Genomic DNA, 18869 nt, shown 5'->3' with positions numbered 1-18869 from the left:
GACCTATAATGTTATTTACTATTCTAGAGTATCAGAATTCATTCAATCTGTCAGAATTATTTATCATATTTGAGGTGATATTATGGATAAACCCACTACCGGATCAAAAGCTTTGATTCAAAGCATGATCAATCAAAACATTAAATACGTCTTCGGTATTCCCGGCGCCAAAGTCGATCAACTATTCGAAGACCTACAAGATTTCGATGACGAAAGAACACCTAAACTAATCGTTACTCGTCATGAACAAAATGCCGCATTCATCGCCGCTTCAATCGGTCGTTTAACCGGAGAACCCGGCGTCGTTGCCGTTACCTCTGGACCCGGCGTTTCCAACCTAGCAACCGGATTAATCACCGCTACCTCTGAAGGTGACCCGATTATTGCCATTGGTGGCCAAGTAAAACGAGATGATTTATTACGTCTTACCCACCAAAGTATTAACTCTGCCGACTTACTAAAAAGTGCTACCAAGACTAGCGTTGAAGTCCAAGATGCCAACAACATCTCAGAAACCTTTTCAAACGCATACATCACCGCCCAATCACCTAAGAAAGGTGCTGCCTTCATCTCGGTTCCTCAAGATGTCTTAGGCGACGAAGTATCCCGCCCAGTAATCGATAAACTACCTAAGATTACCAACGGTAGTGTTGATAAGACACGCATGAAAGAAATTGCTCATTTAATCGAAAACTCCAAACAACCAGTTATTTTAGCAGGTATGCGCGCATCCACTCCTGAAGTCAGTGCTGCTCTCCACAAATTGCTACATAAGTTCTCCATTCCAGTCGTTGAAACCTACCAAGGTGCTGGTGTCATTTCAAAAGAACTTGTTGATAATTACTACGGTCGTGTGAGTTTGTTTGATAACCAAATTGGTGACACCATCTTGAAGAATAGTGACTTAGTGATTGCCATTGGTTACGATCCAGTCGAATACGAAGCCAGAAACTGGAACCAAGCTCACACCCAAGTAATTAACATCGATACAGTTTCCCCAGAAATCACTGCTGAATACCAACCAAGTATCATTGTTAATGCCGACATTGCAGAAAGTATCGACGCATTAACCGAATACATCGATGATTCAATGGAACTTTCCAAGGAAGTTACCGATCATCTCCATAAGTTACGTGACCACTTCACCGAAACCATCGAAGAAGTTCACGAAACCACCGAAAACGGTTTGCACCCTATTTCAGTGATTCAATCGCTTCAAAAATTCGTCAGTGAAAATACCATCGTAACTGTCGATATCGGCAGTCACTACATCTGGATGGGACGATACTTCAAGACTTACAAGCCACGTCATTTACTATTCAGTAACGGTATGCAAACACTTGGGGTATCACTTCCATGGGCCATCGGTGCTGCCTTAACTCATCCAAACGAACCAGTCATCTCAATTTCTGGAGATGGTGGATTCCTATTCTCGGGACAAGAACTAGAAACCGCCGTTCGTCTAAACCTAAACATCATTCAATTGATTTGGGTCGATGGTTACTACGACATGGTTAAGTTCCAAGAAGTTGCGAAATATGGTCACGATGCCGGAGTTAAATTCGGTTACGTTGACTATGTTAAATACGCTGAAAGTTTTGGAGCTACCGGTATCCGTGCCAACAGCGTTGATGATTTAAACAGTGCTTTAAACCGCGCCAAGGACATCAATGGCCCAGTAATCATCGAAATTCCAGTCGATTACAAAGACAACATCGAACTAAAGACTAAATTAATTCCAAACGAACTAAACTAAATAAAAAAAGAGCTAGATTTTTCTAGCTCTTTTTTATTCTTCTTTACTTGGTAGAATTGATAAAACAATATCCGAAAGGATTAATACGATATCAATCACTTGTAAATACCAAGGTAGATGTTTAATGGTATAAACCAGTAAAGAGGGTATGATAAATGTAATAATCACCCAATATGGACTTATCCCGATATCTCTGAAACGCCTCACATATTGAGAAATGTTTGGAATAATGGTAAAAATAGAAAAAATAAGATAAATAAACAGACCTAACTTAATATCAACTTGTTCAATTCCTGCAATAATTCCTGTTATAATTGTTAATCCTAAAAAACTCCACCAAAACTCTGATCTGGTACTACGACCTTTAAAATCAAAGTATCTAGTCCAATACATTGAGAAACCTTTAAGAAAGTTAAGCATTTCATCACATCCAAATTTTTTTACAGATAGAGTTACAGTATAATAAATTTGTATCAACATTTCTTATACTATGACACAAAAAAAGAGCGGTTCACCGCCCTTTTTTTTAATTATTTTCTATCTTTGCTTGGCATTACAAGAATAATGAAACCAATGATTGAAATAATTAGAACTAGGGTTTGAACTAGTACATATTTATCGTAAATGTTTGAACCCTTTAATACAGCAGGAACACCGTAAGTAATTAGTAGGAACCATGGTGTTACACCTGCATCACGGTAACGACGGAAGTATAGTGAAATAGTAGGAATTATTGATGCTAGTAAGTATAAGATACATACTGCGACACCAATTAGAGCTGCAATACCGAATGACTTGTCAGCATGGCCGGTTGCGAATGAAGTAACAACTGCAACACCACCGAATGCTAGTGCAAAGATTGCGTAGATAATGGTGTTAATTAAGAATACCCACCAGAATTCTGATCTGGTACTTACTCCAGTGAAGTTAAAATAGTTTTTCCAAAATTGTTTGTATGCTTTAATCATAATTATATTTCCCCTTTTTTTATTCTATGTACATATTAATTAATCATTCACAAAAAATCAATCTAAGAAATTATTAAGAATGCTTTGCCATATCTAATGATGGTATAATCAAAGTTGCATAAGATATTTAGGGGGATTTTTATATGAACAATGTCGATATTTTAGAACAACAAGTTTTCGCTGCACGTAAGAAATTATCTACCCAAGAACAACTAATGGTTAATGATTATGTTGAAAATAATTCCGTTAGTCCTGTTGCCGCATGGTTACTATGGGTATTTTTAGGACAATTAGGTGCCCACCGTTTCCTATTTAAGAAGCCATATGCTGCTTTAATGCTAACTCTAGAAATTATAGGATGGGTCACACTCATCCTGATAATCGGTTTTGGATTCCTAAGTGCTGTTTGGATTTGGTGGATTGTTGATGCATTCTCAATCCAATCATGGTTAAAGGAAAGCCGTCTACAAGCCGCTTACAGGGGAATTAACCAAATTACTGGTAAATCAGTTGAAGAGTTAAGTGGGATTAACTACGCTTCATTCAATGGTGCTTCATTTGTAAATTACAGCAATCAAACACAACACCCCCAACAACCAACTCAAGGTCAACAACAAAACAACTTTGATCCTAAGAATGGTCAACCTATCAACAGCGAATCAGTCAACAATCAATCATCATCAGCCAACGTTGAACCACAACAAACTAGTGATTCATCAAGTGCTCAATCTGTAAATGATATAGATGGTGACTTTACTGACTTCAGCAAACCAAAAGAATAAAATTTTGAAAGCTTCCAAAAAATGGGAGCTTTTTTGTTGCATTATTTTTAACCACCTGTTATCTTATATGTAACATGTTAATTATAAAGTAACAACTAGAAGGGTTGATGAAATTATGAAATACGCAATTAGTGCTGTTACCGGTAATTTTGGTAAAGAAGCAATTAAAGTTTTAATGAAAAACGTCCACAGAACAGATATCGTCGCATTAGCAAGAAACGTTGAAAAGGCTGAAAAACAACTTCCAGCTGGTCTCGATGTTCGTCCTTTCGATTACGGTAACCCTGATCAAATGGCAGAATCACTTGAAGGAATCGACAAGCTATTGTTTGTCTCATCACAACCAAGCCCTGTCCTACCTCGTATGACTCAACACCAAAATGTGATTGATGCCGCTAAGAAAGCTGGTGTTGAATTCATCGTTTACACTAGTTTCCCCCACGCAGAAACTGCCGATAACTTCCTATCACATGATCACACTCAAACAGAAGCAGCCATCAAGGAAAGCGGCATCGCGCATGCATTCGTTCGTAACAACTGGTATCTAGAAAACGAAGTGACTGTGCTAAAGCCTGCCAGTGAAGGCCAACCATTTGTTTACGGTGCTGGTGACGGTCATGTTGGTTGGGCACTAGAAGCAGAATACGCTGAAGGTGCAGTTCGTGTCCTATTAAGCAAGTCACCAAAAGAAATCTACGAATTTGCCGGTCAACGTCGTACTTATGCTGACTTAGCAGAAGCATTAAAGAAGGCAACCGGCAAGGACTTCCCTGTTATCTCAGCATCAGCTGAAGACTATAAGAATGGTCTAAGAGAATCTGGACTAGATGATGCCACTGTTGGAATTGTTTCAGACATTCAAGAATTAATCGCCGATGGCCAATTGGATGAAGAAACAAATGACTTAACTGCTGTAATTAGCCATTCACTTACTCCAATCGAAGACGCAATCAAGAAGGTTATCAAATAATGAAGTATTCACACCGTTTAAGTGATGCTGTTCATATTTTGACCTACATTGGAGCAACTGAGATCGTCGAAGATGATTTATCAAGTCGTGCAATTGCTGGTAGCATTAATTCCAATCCTAGTCTTGTGCGTCGTCTAATGTCTTCACTCAAAAATGCTGGATTAATCAGGAGCGAACCCGGCCGTGCTGCCGTATCATTAAGCAAACCAACTTTTGAAATCACCCTTCTCGATGTCTACAAAGCAATCGATGAACCCGACTTATTCCACGTTGATGAAGAAACTAATCAACAATGTCCTGTTGGGGCCAACATTCAATCTGCTTTGCATAAGGCATACGATGAAGTGCAACAACAAGCCGAAGTCGAAATGAGCAAAATCACCCTCGCCGATATCGTCAAAGATGTCGTTGACGGCAATAAAAAAGCACTATCCTAATGGATAGTGCTTTTTTATTTATGTACTTGTTTTAATCATCGATCAAATCAAGCACCTTTATCTTACTAGTATTAAGCTAATGCTGCACCGATAAATGATAGTACGAACAAGATGAAGATAATACCAATAAATGAAATGATAGTACCTGCAATTGCAAGTCCCTTAGGTTGCTTGAATAAACCAATAATTGAGAAGATGGCACCTAGTAGCCATACAACGAAGTCAACAAATGGAATCCATGAAGTAACCAACAAAGCAATTAATGATAATACGAAACCGGCAGTACCGATACCATTAGCCTTAGCTTGGTTGATGTAGATTGATTGGTTACCACCGTTTGGTTGACCATTTTGTTGTTGAAAATCTGGTTGTTGGTTGTTTGAACCGTTATCCATTATGAAAATCCCCCTAAATATGAATGAAAATAATCATGTCTAATCATTTTATAATTATTTCTTAACTTAATAATAACTAAAAATAGACACAAGGTCAATTTTTACTTATATCAAATTCACTTTTTATTTATTTTACATGTAACCATGGTTAAAGTTTCTAAGCTTCTTTAGTGTCAACATGGCGATAACAGCAACTAGATACATTAGTGACATAAAGACCATGATTTGAATCAATGAGAATTTAGCCATTAATAATCCCATTAATACCGGTGAAAAACCACCAACTGACTTACCAATTGCCATGATCATGTTGTTGGCAGTGGTTCTAATGTTGGTAGGATATAGGCGACTGATGATGGCACCAAATCCACCATAGAAACCAGCAGCGAAGAAGCCGGCGAATGCGCTAAATACTAGTAACATCATTGCACTGTGCGCAATCGCAATTCCATAAATGGCAACGGCAGCTGATAGCATGAAGAATGCGAATGCCACCCTAGGACCAATCTTGTCCATGATGTAACCAAAGCTAATCATTCCCAAACTAATACCGACGATTGTGACAATCATCCATAGTGATGACTTTGAAATTGATACATGCAGTTGCTTTTGCATGATGGTTGGTAACCAGATCATTAGACCGTAATAACCGGCGTTTTCAACAATCACCATGATGGTGATGACGATAGTTTGCCATGCCAATTGTGGTGTCTTAAATAGTTCAGAAAAGGAAACATGTGGAAGCTTGTTGTTCTTCTTTACTTCCGCTTCATAAACCGGACTTTCCTTTAGATGACGACGAATGAAGTAAGCCAAGGCAACCGGAATTAATCCGAATAAGAATAATGTGTTCCAGCCAAACATTGGAAGAACAATGGAAGCGATAATCGCTGCCATGATTCCACCCATTTGACCACCGGCGGCTGAGAAGGAAATGATTTTTCCGACCTTAAAGCCTTGGAAGTGTTCAGAAATAAGTGACACCCCTGCCCCAAATTCACCACCGGAACCAACTCCGGCTAGAAATCTTAGTAGATAGATTTCATAAATATTGTGAGCAAAGAATAGTAATCCTGTCGCAATCGCGAACAAGAAAATCGTATGTGAGAAGATTTTGACACGACCGAATCGATCGGCCAAAATTCCGAATAATAATCCACCAAATAGTTTTCCTAAATTGGTGATTGTCGAAGTAAGTCCTGCCGCTGCGGGACTGATATGTAAACTCAAAATCATTGATGATAGAGCGAATGATAAGAACATGCTATCCATATTTTCTAGTGCAAAACCAACCGTCGTGGAGGCAAGCGTCTTTTTTTGATCAAAACTGAAGTGCTTTGATTCATTAATGACATCCATCTATAAGTTCCTCTTTTCGCATAATCACGAACATTAATTCGATTTATTTTTATAATATACGTATATTATGCTACTTCATCACAAAAATGGCAACATTTTTATATTTTTAATCAATATTTACGATAAAAACACTACTTCCTCTTAATAACGTTCGGAAAACAAAAAAAGGATGATTAACTAATTAATCATCCTTTTCGTTTTGTAAATTATCTTCGATGTTCTTCTCACGTTGTGAAGCTTCGATACGGATCAACATTTCCATTTGTAATTGATTCAACTGGCTTTGGTGCTTATTGTACTTAGTTTGTAAATCAACCTTAGCATGCAATAGCTTCAATTCTTCTTCGGAACGGAGGTTAACGTGGTAGTCGTTTCGACGGTCTAGGTCATCCTTTTCCCCGGCACGGTTTTGGCTCATCATGATGATGGGTGCTTGAATGGCGGAAATACAAGAAAGTGCTAAGTTCAAAAGAATGAATGGGTATGGATCAAAATGCCAACCAAATAGTTGCATGACGTTAATAATCATCCAACCTACTAAAAAGACGACGAAAGATATTACGAATCCCCATGATCCACCGACTTTGGCAACCTTATCGGCTAGGCGTTTCCCAAATGTATAGTTTTCTTGTAGTGCCTGGTCTGCATCGATTACTTTAAAATCTTCGTTGTTAATTTTTTGGGTTAAACGACGGTCAATTTTGTTAAAAGCCGCCTCGTCTTTGCGCATCGATTTTTTAATATCAGCATATTGTTGTGCGTAATTTTCCATTGTTTCAACTCCCTAAAATATGTATAAACAAAAGTCTATACTTTATTAGTCCAATATACAAAGATAAAAACTTGCAGCAAAAAAGCTATGGCATCAACCATAGCTTATTGTTTTATCTAAACGCCTTGTCACCGATGTCGGTTCGATAAGCGTAGTCGTTTGAGTCAACGTTATCCTTAATTGCTTGATTAACGTTTGCTTGAGCAGCCTTTAAGTCCTTGTCTGAGGAAATCACCATCATTATGCGTCCACCAGAGCTGACTAATTTTTCGTCTTGTTCTTCGACGCCCGCGTATGCCAATGAAAGTTTCTCATTGATGAATTGAGGAAGTGTAAGACCGTTTTTATGGTTACCAGGATAACCCTTAGCAGCTAGAACATTGCCGAGGAAGTATCGGTCAGTTTGCCAATCAACGGTTTGTTCTTGGTGGTTCATTAGTTGAACAATCACATTTCCCAAATCGCCTTGTAACTGTGGCAAGATGACTTGAGTTTCAGGGTCACCCATTCGAACATTGAATTCGATGACTTTAACACCGTCTTTAGTCAGGATTAATCCAGCGTATAGAAAACCTTGGAATAAAATGCCTCGTTTGTGCATTTCAGCCAACACGGGTCTAATCACCTTCACTAACCCCTCGTTTAAGACGTCGTCTCCAAATTGAGGAAGTGGACTGTAAGCGCCCATCCCACCGGTATTTGGACCCTTATCACCGTCGTAGATACGTTTATGATCTTGAGCTAATGGCATGGTTATGACATCCAATCCGTTTACCATCACAATCATCGAGAATTCTTGACCGTCCAGATATTCTTCAATCAGAATTTCTTGGTCGGCATCATTATCAAAGATTTTAGCCAAAGTTTCCTTAGCCTCTGCCAGGTCTTTGATAATGAAAACACCCTTTCCAGCGGCCAAACCGTTTAGTTTCACAACGATTGGAAAATCGTGTTCTTCCATGTATGAAAGCGCGTCGTCGTAATTACTAAAAGTCGCATATGCGGCAGTTGGAACACTGGCTGATTGCATCACTTCTTTGGCAAACTCCTTGGAACTTTCTAATTGAGCAGCTTCCTTGTTGGGACCAAAGACCTTCAAACCAGCATCAGTAAAACGGTCAACAATACCGTCACTAAGTGGTTTTTCGGGACCAACCACTGTCCAATCAATCTGATTATCCAAGGCAAATTCGATTAGACCATCGAAATCCAACTCTTCGATATCAACGGTTTGAACCCTGTCGATCATATTCATCATTGGATTGCCTGGTGCTACAAAAACTTCTCGATTGAAATTTTTAGCTAAACTTTGTGCCATCGCATATTCGCGACCGCCTGAACCAATCAATAACCATTTTTCCATCTTCTTCGTAACCTCACTCTAGTGTTTGAAATGACGGTTGCCACTAAATACAAGGGCAATGCCTAATTCGTCAGCTTTATCAATTGAATCTTGATCACGGATACTTCCACCTGGTTCAACGATTGCTGTGATACCGTGTTTAGCGGCGAATTCCACACAGTCATCCATTGGGAAGTATGCGTCTGAACCTAATACCGCGTTTGCGTAATCTGACTTAGTTTCAGCCTTCTTGATAGCAATCTTAGTTGAGTCGATACGGTTTGGTTGACCCGAACCAACCCCTAAAGTTTGATGGTCAGAGGTAACAACAATCGCATTACTTTTAACGTGTTTAACGACGTTTTGGGCGAATGCTAAAGCCTTCATTTGTTTTTCAGTTGGTTGTTTCTTTGAAACGACCTTGTATTCAGTTGGTTCTTCATGAAGTAGGTCACGTTCTTGAACTAACATCCCACCTAGGACAGAAACTAGATCTTCCTTGTCTGGGTTAATCTTGTCGAAGTCAACAGTTAGTAGGCGGATGTTTTTCTTCTTAGCTAATACGTCGTAAGCTTCATCGGTGAATGATGGAGCGATTACGATTTCCAAGAAGATAGCGTGCATCTTTTCGGCAGTTGCTAAGTCAACTTCACGGTTTAGGGCGATGATTCCACCAAAGATTGAAGTTGAATCTGATTCGTAAGCTAGGTTCCATGCAGTTAATAAGTCGTCTGCAGTACCGATACCACATGGATTCATGTGTTTTAATGCCACAACAGTAGCTTGATCTGGAAATTCTGCGACGATACGAAGTGCAGCGTCGGCATCCCTTACGTTGTTGTATGATAGCTTCTTACCATGTAATTGTTTGGCATTAGCTAATGAGTATGTTTCAGGAATTGGTTCCTTGTAGTATGCAGCCTTTTGGTGACTATTTTCACCGTAACGCATTGCTTCTACCTTTTCATATGTGAAAGTTAGCTTTTCTGGGAATTCTTCTTTGGTTAGGTAGTTGGCGATTAATGCGTCGTAAGCTGCAGTATGTCTAAAGACCTTCGCTGCCAAACCGCTTCTGTATTCAGCGTCAATTTCGTTAGCGTCGTATCTAGAGATGTAGTCGTCGTAGTCTGCTACATCGGTAATTACGATTACGTCTTGGCTGTTTTTAGCAGCGGCTCTTAGCATTGAAGGACCACCGATATCAATATTTTCAATTGCATCGGCATATGTAACGTCCGGCTTTTCAATGGTTTCTTTAAATGGGTATAGGTTGACACAAACTAGATCGATTAGACCAATGTTTTGTTCCTTTAGTTGTTGCATGTGTTCTTCATTGTCGCGACGAGCAAGAATCCCAGCATGAATGCGTGGATGTAATGTCTTCACACGACCGTCTAACATTTCAGAGAAATTAGTAATTTCTTCAACGGCAATCGCGTCGACACCGTTGTCTAATAAAGTCTTCAATGTTCCACCGGTTGAGACAATATCGTAATCACGTTGTTCTAGTTGCTTGGCAAATTCAACAATTCCATTCTTATCTGAGACACTTAACAATGCTAACTTCTTCAATTTAAATAACTCCCTTTTCAATTAATTGTAAAATCGTGCGTGGGTACAACTGATGTTCAACATCATGAATTCGATTTTCCAAATCCGCTAACGAATCACCTTCTTTTCTAAAAACTTCCTCTTGAGCAATAATCTGACCGGAGTCGATCCCCGAATCCACAAAGTGAATTGTGACTCCTGTCTTATCAACTCCAGCGTTGTAGGCATCTAAGATGCCCTGTTTGCCGGGAAAACTCGGCAAAAGCGCTGGATGAATGTTGATAATCTTGTTGGGATAGGCGTTTAGTAACGTTTCCCCAACGATTCTCATGTAGCCGGCCAAGATAATAACTTGGACACCTTTTTTCTTGAGTTCTTCTAGAATGCGACCCTCACGAATCGCTCTTTTTTCACCCTTATGCAGTTCCGCAATCAAGACTTCAACGTTCTTTCTTTCGGCTCTTTGCACCACAAACGCATCATGGTGATCACATACCAACAATTTAATATCGATGGGTAGGTCCGCTTCAGCAATCGCGTCAAAGTTAGTTCCGTTTCCCGATGCAAAAATTGCAACGGGGAGTTTATCTGATTTCAACTGCTTGTTGCTCACGTTTTACCACCTCACCAATCTCAAAATATTCTAGGCCATTATCGGAAAGGTAATTTGTCACTGCTTGAACGTATTCTTCTGGAGCGACTAACACCATGCCGATTCCTTGGTTAAACACAAGATCCATGTCGCTTTGATCCAAGTTACCCCAGTCTTGTAGGCACTTGAAGATGTTCGGCACCGTCCATGATGAACGGTCAATCTTAGCGGTTAAGTCGTTTGGAATTACTCTTGATAGGTTATCGGCAATTCCACCACCGGTGATGTTGGCAATCGCATGAATCGCACCGGATTCGACGATGCCCTTAACGTAGTGGTAGTACAAACGTGTTGGGGTTAGTAGTTCGTCAATTAATGGTTGTGATAATCCTTGGTATGTGGCGTTTAAATCAATTTCCGCATCCTTGATAATCTTTCGAACTAGTGAGTAACCATTGGAATGAATTCCGGATGATTTCAAACCAATTAGTTTGTCACCCTCCTTAACGTTTTGCGCCCCCAGTAAACGTTTCTTGTCGGCAATTCCAACCGCAAAACCACTTAAGTCGTAGTCGTCTTGCTTGTAGATGCCGGGCATTTCGGCCATTTCACCACCAATTAATGAAAGACCAGCTTGCTTACATCCCATCACAACACCTGAAACGATTTCCTTTACTTCTTCTGGAAGTAACTTACCAATTCCGATGTAGTCTAAAAAGAATAGTGGTTTAGCACCTTGCGCTAGGATGTCATTGGCACACATTGCAACCAAGTCGATTCCGATTGTGGTATGACGTTTAGCCTGAATGGCCAACATCAATTTAGTTCCGACACCATCGGTCCCAGAAATTAGAACCGGATCGTCGTATTTCGCAAAATGAGATTGAAGTGAATACATTGCGCCGAATCCACCCAGACCGTCGACAACGCTTTGGTCATAAGTAGAAGCGACCATATCTTTGATTGAATTTACCGCTTTTTCGCCGCTTTCAACATCGACACCAGCTTCTTTATATTGGTTAGCCATTCACTTCATCCTCCTCGTATAGGTGTAATCTCTTTGCTTCTGCATCATATGTTGCTTGGTAGTCATACAAAGGCGTTGGGTACTTACCATCGAAGTAAGCTGTACATAGACCGTGGTATTGATTGTCACAATCTAAATCGATTGCTTCAATTAAACCTTCAACACTTAGGTACTTCAATGAGTCCGCTTCGATGATGTCCTTGATTTCTTCAACACTGTGGTTAGCACCAATTAGTTCACTTGGTTTTTGAATATCAATTCCGTAGAAACATGGGTACTTTAAATCAGGTGAAGCAATTCTGACGTGGACTGATTTAGCACCAGCATCCTTTAGCATTTTGACGATAAAACGACTGGTGGTTCCGCGAACGATTGAGTCATCAACTAAGATGACGTCCTTGTCCTTGATGACTGATTTCACCACGGATAGTTTCATTGAAACCCCACGTTCACGTCGTTCTTGCGTTGGTTCGATAAATGTTCTGGCAACGTATTGGTTCTTAATCAATCCCATTTCGTATGGAATGCCACTTTCAATCGCATATCCCATTGCTGCTGATAGTGATGAGTTAGGAACACCAATCACGACATCAGCCTTAGTTGGGTTTTCACGAGCGACTAAAGCCCCCATGCGTTTTCTAGCTTCATGAACTGATACTCCATGGATAACTGAATCGGGACGAGCGAAGTAGACATATTCCATTGAACAAATGGTTAATTCGGTATCTTCGGTGAAGTGGTCAATCTTGATACCAGAATCATCGACAATGACCAATTCTCCCGGTTGAACATCCCTTACATATTCGGCTTGGACCTGATCCAATGCACAAGTTTCACTACAGATAACCACGGCACCGTCTTTTCTTCTTCCGACAACTAATGGGCGTAATCCGTTGGGGTCACATACTGCATACATTGCGTCAGGACTAAGTAGGACGTAGGCAAAGCCACCGTGCATTTGGTTGGCAGCTTCTTTGATACGACCTAGGAAGGTGTCTTGGTTACTGATTTCAATTAAGTCACCGAAGATTTCACTATCGGAATCGGATTGGAAGATGGTTCCAGTTTTTCTAAGCATTTCTTTTAGAGTGTCGGCATTAGTTAGGTTTCCGTTGTGCGATAGCGCGAAATGAGTTTCGGTGTTTTCAAACATAAATGGTTGCACATTGTTGATGGTATGGCTTCCAGCTGTTGCGTAACGAATGTGCCCTAGTGCAGCATTCCCATGTAGTCGATCAAAGGCATGCGGGTCATCAAAAATAGCTCCAAGTAAACCTTGTCCGCGATATCGGTTTAGTCGTTTGTTAGCATCAATGGCAAGAATTCCAGCACCTTCTTGACCACGATGTTGTAAAGCGTGGAGACCACTGTAAGCGACCTTAGCAGCTGGACCTTCAACGCCCCAGACACCAAAGACACCACATTCATCGTTTAAGCTTTTGACTTCATTTGGCATGATAAACTTTCCTTCCAGATGGTTTTTAGAGCAGTCACGTCATCAACGTATTGACCATCTTGTAGTTGTAAGTTGATTTGTTGGCTGTCGTCAGTTGCACCAATCAAGTGGGCTTTCTTACCAGCTAGCTTTTCAAAGGCAGCTTGGTCTTCTTGGCTAACTGATACGACGTATCTTGATTGAGTTTCTGAGAATAATTGTGCTTTAGTAATATCGATTTCACCCTTTAAACCAAGGTTGTGTTCGAATAATGACTCAAGGATTGAAACGATAATGCCACCTTCACTAACATCGTGAGCAGATTCGATTAGGTGGTTGTGAATTAAATCTAGGATTAAGTGTTGGTTGCTAAATTCTTCTTCTAAGTCAAAGTGGATTTTTCCTGAGATTTGACCTTCTAGGTGTTTTTGAATTTCTGAACCGGCAAAGTCATCGTTAGTGTCTCCGATAACGTAAACCAATTCGCCCTCTGCCTTGATATCTGATTGAGTAATGTATTGGTTATCTTCGATTAGACCAACCATTCCAATCATTGGAGTTGGGTAAATCGCTTCGTTGTCAGTTTCGTTGTATAGTGAAACGTTTCCGGCAATGACTGGTGTATCAAATTTTTCACAGGCCTTTGAAATTCCTTCAACTGATTGATCCATTTCGAAGTAACTTTCTGAATCGTCAGGGTTACCGAAGTTCAAACAGTCGGTAATTCCGATTGGTACTGCACCGCTTGCGACGATGTTTCTAGCTGCTTCTGATACGGAAATTTGACCACCTAGTTTTGGATCTAAGTAAATGTATCGACCATTGGCATCAGTAGTCATGGCAAGTGACTTGTTAGTGCCACGCACACGAATTACTCCTGAGTCACTACCGGGTTGAACAACGGTGTTGGCTTGAACACGGCAGTCGTATTGGCGGTAAACGGACTCTTTAGAAGCAATGGTAGGTTGACCGATAATTGTCTTCACCATGTCGTTTACATCATTAATAACTGGTGTTTTGGCTTCGTCGACTTTCTTCAAACGGTCTGGTTTTACAACATCGTGTTGGTATTCAGGAACGTCGTTAACCAAGCTTGAAGTTGGAATGTCACAAACCAGTTCACCGTGTTGGTATAAACGGTATTGTTTGTCGTCGTTAACGTGACCAATTACGACAGCGTCTAGATGATGTTTTTCAAACACTTCTAAAACTTTGTCTTCATGGCCTGACTTAACACATAGCAACATTCTTTCTTGAGATTCTGAAAGCATGATTTCATATGGAGTCATACCGATTTCTCTTTGTGGAACTAAATCTAAATCTAAATCGACTCCACTGTTAGCCTTGTCTGCCATTTCAGCTGATGAGGATACTAATCCAGCGGCACCCATGTCCTGAATTCCGACTAGGATATCCTTGTGGTTGTGAGTAACTTCTAGACAAGCGTCAACAAGTAGTTTTTCCATGAATGGATCACCAACTTGAACGGCTGAACGGTCTGATTCTTCATCGGTACTGAATTGACTTGATGCAAAAGTCGCACCGTTAATTCCGTCACGTCCGGTCTTGGCTCCAACGTAGATGATTGAGTTGCCCGCACCTGAGGCACGTCCAGCTTCGATGTCTGCTTGATCCATCAAACCGACACACATAACATTTACCAATGGGTTTCCGTCGTAGCATGGGTCAAAACTAATTTCACCACCGACTGTCGGCACCCCGATACAGTTACCGTAACCGGCGATTCCGGCTACAACCTTATCCAATAGGAAACGATTCTTGTCATTAGTTAGTTCACCGAAACGAAGACTATCGAGCGAAGCAACAGGTTTGGCACCCATTGAGAAGATGTCTCTGATGATTCCACCGACACCGGTAGCAGCACCTTCGTAAGGTTCAACGTAACTTGGGTGGTTGTGACTTTCGGCTTTGAATACGACCGCTTGGCCATCACCGATGTCTAGAACCCCGGCACCTTCACCAGGTCCTTGTAGGACACGAGAACCATCCGACCAGAACTTTCTAAGCACTGGCTTTGAGTTCTTGTATGAACAGTGTTCGCTCCACATTCCTGAGTACAAACCAGTTTCGGTGTAGTTAGGTAAGCGGTGCAAAATGTCATTTGAGATTAATTTATATTCAAAATCAGTCAAACCCCAGTCTTGATAAATCTTTTGATCTTTAATGTCTTGGGGTGTAATTGTCTTTGGCTTTTCCATCTTGTTAGCTCCTAACGTGATTTAATAATGACTTGAACAGCTTCAAGCCGTCGGTTCCACCTAAAATACTTTCAACGGCACGTTCTGGATGAGGCATCATCCCTAAAACATTGCCTTGTTCGTTCACGACACCTGCGATATTGTCGGAACTACCGTTGGGATTATCTTCATAAGTGAAGACGATTTGATTGTTAGCCTTTAATTGGGCTAAGGTTTCGTCGTCACAGTAGTAGTTACCTTCACCGTGAGCGATTGGAATATCGATGACTTCTGATTCTTCGTATTGGTCGGTAAACATTGTGTCGTTATTTTGCACGCGTAGTTTTGACCAATCAGAGATGAATTCCATGCTGGTGTTGTGTTGAAGTGAGCCCGGTAATAGGTTAGCTTCTGTTAGGATTTGGAAACCATTGCAGACACCCAATACTGGTTTGCCTTCAGCGGCCATTTCTTTAACTGATTCCATAACCGGTGCAAAACGAGCAACTGCGCCACTCCTTAAGTAATCACCGTATGAGAAACCTCCGGGGATTAAGACACCATCGTATCCATCTAGGTTGGTAGCATCTGAAGTAACTAGGTCAACGTCTTCATTTAGTGAGTCGCGCACTGCATAATACATATCCATGTCACAGTTGGAGCCGGGAAAACTAATTACTGCAAATTTCATTTCGCCACTTCCTTTAGTTCAAATTCGCATGATTCCATGTTGTGGTTCACTAATAAATCTTTGGCAATGTCGTTAACTACCTTTGATGCTTCATCTTCGCTGTTGGCTTTGATGTTGACTTCAAAGTACTTACCTTGTTTGACTGAATCGACCTTGTCGTAACCCAAACGTTGTAAGGCGTTCAATACTGCTTCACCTTGAGGATCTAAAATTGATGCTTTGTGATGGACATAAATTTGTGCTAAATACATGTTTTCTTCCTCCCTAAATGGCTGCTCGTAAACGATTTAGAATTTCTAGGTAACCTGGCATCATGTCGCCGGCTTCTTTTCTAAAGACATCCTTGTCTAGTGATTCATTAGTGTCTTTATCTAATAAACGACATGAATCAGGTGAGATTTCATCAGCTAGGATGATTTCACCGTCTTCGTTAATCCCAAATTCAAGTTTGAAATCAACTAATGTAACGTTCATCTTGTCGAATAATTTCTTTAGGATTTGGTTCACCTTTAGACCGTCTTCTTCTAATTGAGTTAACTTGTCTGCTTGGATTAAATCCAAACCAATTGCATCAGACTTAGTAACGATAGGATCGTGTAAATCATTGTCTTTATAAAAAAATTCGACAACTGGTTCTTTCAATGTTTGAAGATAATCAGTGCCGAATCTTTTTTGGAAATGTCCGGCCGCAAAGTTTCTAATTACAACTTCCAGCGGAATCATTTCAACTTTTTTATTTAATTGATCTGTTTCGTTAACACGTTCAATAAAGTGCGTAGCAACACCATTTTCGTTTAGGTATGTGAAAATCATACTTGAAATTTCGTTGTTAACCGCACCCTTGTTTTCGATTAATTCATTACGCAAACCATCCCCCGCAGTGGTGTGGTCTGTGTAGTGCACACGCAATACACTTGAGTCATCGGTGGTGTAAAGTTCTTTAGTCTTACCTGATGCAACTAATGTAGTCATTTTAATTCTCCTCATCTAAATAATTTAACGTCTTGCAATAATTGATCGATTGATGAACCGGTCACGGTGATGTGACCCATTTTTCTTTGATGCTTAATTTTAGCCTTACCATAATCATGGAAATTCCAGTTTGGATGGTTAAACAACTCGTTTCGACCGAGTGTTAAATTGTCACCCAATAGGTTCACCATAACGGCGTTATCAATTAACTTGATATCTGGTAAGGATAGATTACAAATACTTAAAATATGTGCTTTAAATTGAGAAACGTTGCAGGCCTCAATGGTGTAGTGGCCCGAATTATGTGGTCTTGGTGCTAGCTCGTTAACCAATAGTCTGCCATCTTCCATCAAGAAGAATTCGATTCCTAAAACACCGACTAGTTTCATTTCTGAGGCGATGTTTTCAGCAATCTGTTCGGCGTTCTTATGAACACTTTCGTCGATTCTGGCTGGCACGATGCTAGTGTGTAAGATGTGGTCCTTATGAATATTTTCGCTAAGTGGGAAGACAATCACCTTGCCGGAAACATCTCGGTCTACCATTATGGAAACTTCCTGTACAAAAGGCTGCTTTCTTTCGTAGATCCACTCAATGCCGTCCAAGTGTTTAATGGCTTCCTTTAGGTCATCTTCATTATTAATATCGAATTGACCATGACCATCATATCCACCCTCAGCGGTTTTTAAAATCGCAGGAGTAGAGATTTTTTGGTACGCCTTCAATAAATCATCGGCGTTATTTACTGGCGAGTAGTCAGTAACAGGTGCTCCAATGCTTTGTAAAAAGCCTTTTTCCTTGTTTCGGTTGCTAGTGATTTCTAGTTCACTAATTGGCTGCGGGATATATGTAGTATCCGAAACCTTTTTAATTGCTTTTTGATCGACGTTTTCAAACTCATAGGTTAAAACATCTGACTTTTCAGCTAGCTTCTTCATAGCTGATTCGTCATCGTAGTCGGCGATAATTTGAAAGTCAGCAACTTGAGCTGCTGGAGCGTCAGGTGTTGGATCTAAGACCCCAACCTTGTAGCCCATTTCCTTGGCAACTAGCGCCATCATCTGGCCTAGTTGACCACCACCCAAAATTCCGATGGTAGCTGGTGGCAAAATTGGCTTAGTGTAATTGTTCATTACTATCAATTGCCTCCTTTGTTTGTCTTTCTCGGAAGTCATCTAGGCTTTGTGCGATTTTATCATCGCTGATTGCTAGAATCTGAGCTGCTAACAATGCAGCGTTCTTAGCACCAGCATCACCAATTGCGACGGTCGCAACTGGTACTCCTGAAGGCATTTGAACGATTGATAGTAGTGAATCGACCCCGTTTAAGGTGCTGGTCTTAACCGGAATTCCGATGACCGGTAAGGTTGTATTTGCCGCTAACATCCCTGGCAAATGTGCTGCTCCACCAGCCGCAGCAATAATCACCTTGTATTGTTCGTATTTTGCTGAACGGCCAAAAGCTTGTAATTCGTTTGGCATCCGATGAGCTGAGATGATTTTAGTGTTATAACTAATTTCCAAACTATCTAAAGTATCAATAGTTCCCTGTATTTTAGGGAAGTCAGAGATAGAACCCATTACAACTGCTACATCCATTTTTTAAAGTCTCCCCTCTAAAT

The 18869-nt window shown here is 40.5% G+C and carries 20 protein-coding genes; 4 read left to right on the top strand and 16 right to left on the bottom strand.

The genetic code is table 11. The features are described 5' to 3' along the window. The first annotated feature begins 82 nt into the window (after positions 1 to 82). On the top strand, positions 83 to 1756 hold the full coding sequence (gene alsS, locus KTJ72_RS01995) for an acetolactate synthase AlsS (RefSeq protein ID WP_217304016.1): 1674 nt from the start codon (positions 83 to 85) through the stop codon (positions 1754 to 1756). Positions 1757 to 1789: 33 nt separating this feature from the next. Here alsS and KTJ72_RS01990 read toward each other — a convergent pair whose 3' ends face one another. Together KTJ72_RS01990 and KTJ72_RS01985 are read right to left on the bottom strand one after the other, a co-directional pair. Beyond that, complete coding sequence (locus tag KTJ72_RS01990) at positions 1790 to 2236, bottom strand: DUF805 domain-containing protein (RefSeq protein ID WP_080768550.1); 447 nt, start codon at positions 2234 to 2236, stop codon at positions 1790 to 1792. Positions 2237 to 2286: 50 nt separating this feature from the next. After that, entirely contained in the window at positions 2287 to 2724 is a 438-nt protein-coding gene (locus tag KTJ72_RS01985; RefSeq protein WP_057198520.1) for a DUF805 domain-containing protein, read from the bottom strand. Between the two features lie 143 nt (positions 2725 to 2867). On the opposite strand from KTJ72_RS01985, the gene KTJ72_RS01980 reads away from it, so the two are divergent. The 3 genes from KTJ72_RS01980 to KTJ72_RS01970 all read left to right on the top strand — a co-directional run bounded on the left by KTJ72_RS01980 (position 2868) and on the right by KTJ72_RS01970 (position 4913). After that, a complete protein-coding gene (locus tag KTJ72_RS01980; RefSeq protein WP_094750675.1) occupies positions 2868 to 3506 on the top strand; it encodes a TM2 domain-containing protein in 639 nt (212 codons plus the stop codon). A 115-nt stretch (positions 3507 to 3621) separates the two neighbouring features. Next, a complete protein-coding gene (locus tag KTJ72_RS01975; protein WP_217304015.1) occupies positions 3622 to 4476 on the top strand; it encodes an NAD(P)H-binding protein in 855 nt (284 codons plus the stop codon). Continuing rightward, positions 4476 to 4913 (top strand): Rrf2 family transcriptional regulator, encoded by a 438-nt coding sequence (locus tag KTJ72_RS01970; protein ID WP_217304014.1) that lies wholly within the window; start codon positions 4476 to 4478, stop codon positions 4911 to 4913. Before KTJ72_RS01975 ends, KTJ72_RS01970 begins: the two co-directional genes overlap by 1 nt. 71 nt (positions 4914 to 4984) lie before the next feature. Here KTJ72_RS01970 and KTJ72_RS01965 read toward each other — a convergent pair whose 3' ends face one another. From KTJ72_RS01965 to purE, 14 genes are all read right to left on the bottom strand, one after another. Further along, the gene (locus KTJ72_RS01965; RefSeq protein ID WP_041153142.1) at positions 4985 to 5308 is read right to left on the bottom strand and encodes a hypothetical protein; all 324 of its coding nucleotides are present in this window, start codon (positions 5306 to 5308) and stop codon (positions 4985 to 4987) included. Positions 5309 to 5440: 132 nt separating this feature from the next. Next, positions 5441 to 6667 carry an MFS transporter gene (locus KTJ72_RS01960; RefSeq protein ID WP_217304013.1) on the bottom strand — a complete coding sequence of 409 codons (1227 nt, stop codon included), beginning with the start codon at positions 6665 to 6667 and terminating at the stop codon, positions 5441 to 5443. A 181-nt stretch (positions 6668 to 6848) separates the two neighbouring features. Further along, positions 6849 to 7439, bottom strand: coding sequence for a DUF1003 domain-containing protein (locus KTJ72_RS01955; RefSeq protein ID WP_217304012.1), 591 nt, complete (start codon positions 7437 to 7439; stop codon positions 6849 to 6851). A 112-nt stretch (positions 7440 to 7551) separates the two neighbouring features. Then, positions 7552 to 8802 carry a phosphoribosylamine--glycine ligase gene (purD, locus tag KTJ72_RS01950; RefSeq protein WP_217304011.1) on the bottom strand — a complete coding sequence of 417 codons (1251 nt, stop codon included), beginning with the start codon at positions 8800 to 8802 and terminating at the stop codon, positions 7552 to 7554. Positions 8803 to 8820: 18 nt separating this feature from the next. Beyond that, positions 8821 to 10353, bottom strand: a complete 1533-nt coding sequence (gene purH, locus KTJ72_RS01945; protein WP_217304010.1) for a bifunctional phosphoribosylaminoimidazolecarboxamide formyltransferase/IMP cyclohydrolase — start codon at positions 10351 to 10353, stop codon at positions 8821 to 8823. A gap of 1 nt (position 10354) precedes the next feature. Then, complete coding sequence (purN, locus tag KTJ72_RS01940; protein ID WP_041153248.1) at positions 10355 to 10930, bottom strand: phosphoribosylglycinamide formyltransferase; 576 nt, start codon at positions 10928 to 10930, stop codon at positions 10355 to 10357. Next, complete coding sequence (gene purM, locus KTJ72_RS01935; protein ID WP_217304009.1) at positions 10917 to 11951, bottom strand: phosphoribosylformylglycinamidine cyclo-ligase; 1035 nt, start codon at positions 11949 to 11951, stop codon at positions 10917 to 10919. The genes purN and purM overlap by 14 nt, the downstream gene beginning before the upstream one ends. Then, the gene (purF, locus tag KTJ72_RS01930) at positions 11944 to 13407 is read right to left on the bottom strand and encodes an amidophosphoribosyltransferase (RefSeq protein ID WP_217304008.1); all 1464 of its coding nucleotides are present in this window, start codon (positions 13405 to 13407) and stop codon (positions 11944 to 11946) included. The genes purM and purF overlap by 8 nt, the downstream gene beginning before the upstream one ends. Then, positions 13383 to 15605, bottom strand: coding sequence for a phosphoribosylformylglycinamidine synthase subunit PurL (gene purL, locus KTJ72_RS01925; RefSeq protein ID WP_217304007.1), 2223 nt, complete (start codon positions 15603 to 15605; stop codon positions 13383 to 13385). The genes purF and purL overlap by 25 nt, the downstream gene beginning before the upstream one ends. A 4-nt stretch (positions 15606 to 15609) precedes the next feature. Next, positions 15610 to 16275: a phosphoribosylformylglycinamidine synthase subunit PurQ gene (gene purQ, locus KTJ72_RS01920; RefSeq protein WP_217304006.1), complete on the bottom strand. Its 666-nt coding sequence runs from the start codon at positions 16273 to 16275 to the stop codon at positions 15610 to 15612. Next, the gene (purS, locus tag KTJ72_RS01915) at positions 16272 to 16526 is read right to left on the bottom strand and encodes a phosphoribosylformylglycinamidine synthase subunit PurS (protein ID WP_217304005.1); all 255 of its coding nucleotides are present in this window, start codon (positions 16524 to 16526) and stop codon (positions 16272 to 16274) included. The genes purQ and purS overlap by 4 nt, the downstream gene beginning before the upstream one ends. 13 nt (positions 16527 to 16539) lie before the next feature. Beyond that, complete coding sequence (purC, locus tag KTJ72_RS01910) at positions 16540 to 17247, bottom strand: phosphoribosylaminoimidazolesuccinocarboxamide synthase (protein ID WP_094750685.1); 708 nt, start codon at positions 17245 to 17247, stop codon at positions 16540 to 16542. A gap of 11 nt (positions 17248 to 17258) precedes the next feature. After that, complete coding sequence (purK, locus tag KTJ72_RS01905; RefSeq protein ID WP_198178078.1) at positions 17259 to 18380, bottom strand: 5-(carboxyamino)imidazole ribonucleotide synthase; 1122 nt, start codon at positions 18378 to 18380, stop codon at positions 17259 to 17261. Continuing rightward, entirely contained in the window at positions 18364 to 18846 is a 483-nt protein-coding gene (gene purE / locus KTJ72_RS01900; RefSeq protein ID WP_217304004.1) for a 5-(carboxyamino)imidazole ribonucleotide mutase, read from the bottom strand. Before purE ends, purK begins: the two co-directional genes overlap by 17 nt. Between the last annotated feature and the right edge of the window lie 23 nt (positions 18847 to 18869).

It is taken from the genome of Apilactobacillus waqarii, assembly GCF_019061205.1.
Lineage (GTDB): Bacteria > Bacillota > Bacilli > Lactobacillales > Lactobacillaceae > Apilactobacillus > Apilactobacillus waqarii.
This window is presented reverse-complemented; position numbering and strand designations above follow the sequence as displayed.

Coding starts and splice junctions, on each gene's coding strand:
- alsS (WP_217304016.1), top strand. CDS start 83: ATGGATAAACCCACTACCGGATCAAAAGCTTTGATTCAAAGCATGATC.
- KTJ72_RS01990 (WP_080768550.1), bottom strand. CDS start 2,236: ATGTTGATACAAATTTATTATACTGTAACTCTATCTGTAAAAAAATTT.
- KTJ72_RS01985 (WP_057198520.1), bottom strand. CDS start 2,724: ATGATTAAAGCATACAAACAATTTTGGAAAAACTATTTTAACTTCACT.
- KTJ72_RS01980 (WP_094750675.1), top strand. CDS start 2,868: ATGAACAATGTCGATATTTTAGAACAACAAGTTTTCGCTGCACGTAAG.
- KTJ72_RS01975 (WP_217304015.1), top strand. CDS start 3,622: ATGAAATACGCAATTAGTGCTGTTACCGGTAATTTTGGTAAAGAAGCA.
- KTJ72_RS01970 (WP_217304014.1), top strand. CDS start 4,476: ATGAAGTATTCACACCGTTTAAGTGATGCTGTTCATATTTTGACCTAC.
- KTJ72_RS01965 (WP_041153142.1), bottom strand. CDS start 5,308: ATGGATAACGGTTCAAACAACCAACAACCAGATTTTCAACAACAAAAT.
- KTJ72_RS01960 (WP_217304013.1), bottom strand. CDS start 6,667: ATGGATGTCATTAATGAATCAAAGCACTTCAGTTTTGATCAAAAAAAG.
- KTJ72_RS01955 (WP_217304012.1), bottom strand. CDS start 7,439: ATGGAAAATTACGCACAACAATATGCTGATATTAAAAAATCGATGCGC.
- purD (WP_217304011.1), bottom strand. CDS start 8,802: ATGGAAAAATGGTTATTGATTGGTTCAGGCGGTCGCGAATATGCGATG.
- purM (WP_217304009.1), bottom strand. CDS start 11,951: ATGGCTAACCAATATAAAGAAGCTGGTGTCGATGTTGAAAGCGGCGAA.
- purF (WP_217304008.1), bottom strand. CDS start 13,407: ATGCCAAATGAAGTCAAAAGCTTAAACGATGAATGTGGTGTCTTTGGT.
- purL (WP_217304007.1), bottom strand. CDS start 15,605: ATGGAAAAGCCAAAGACAATTACACCCCAAGACATTAAAGATCAAAAG.
- purQ (WP_217304006.1), bottom strand. CDS start 16,275: ATGAAATTTGCAGTAATTAGTTTTCCCGGCTCCAACTGTGACATGGAT.
- purS (WP_217304005.1), bottom strand. CDS start 16,526: ATGTATTTAGCACAAATTTATGTCCATCACAAAGCATCAATTTTAGAT.
- purC (WP_094750685.1), bottom strand. CDS start 17,247: ATGACTACATTAGTTGCATCAGGTAAGACTAAAGAACTTTACACCACC.
- purK (WP_198178078.1), bottom strand. CDS start 18,380: ATGAACAATTACACTAAGCCAATTTTGCCACCAGCTACCATCGGAATT.
- purE (WP_217304004.1), bottom strand. CDS start 18,846: ATGGATGTAGCAGTTGTAATGGGTTCTATCTCTGACTTCCCTAAAATA.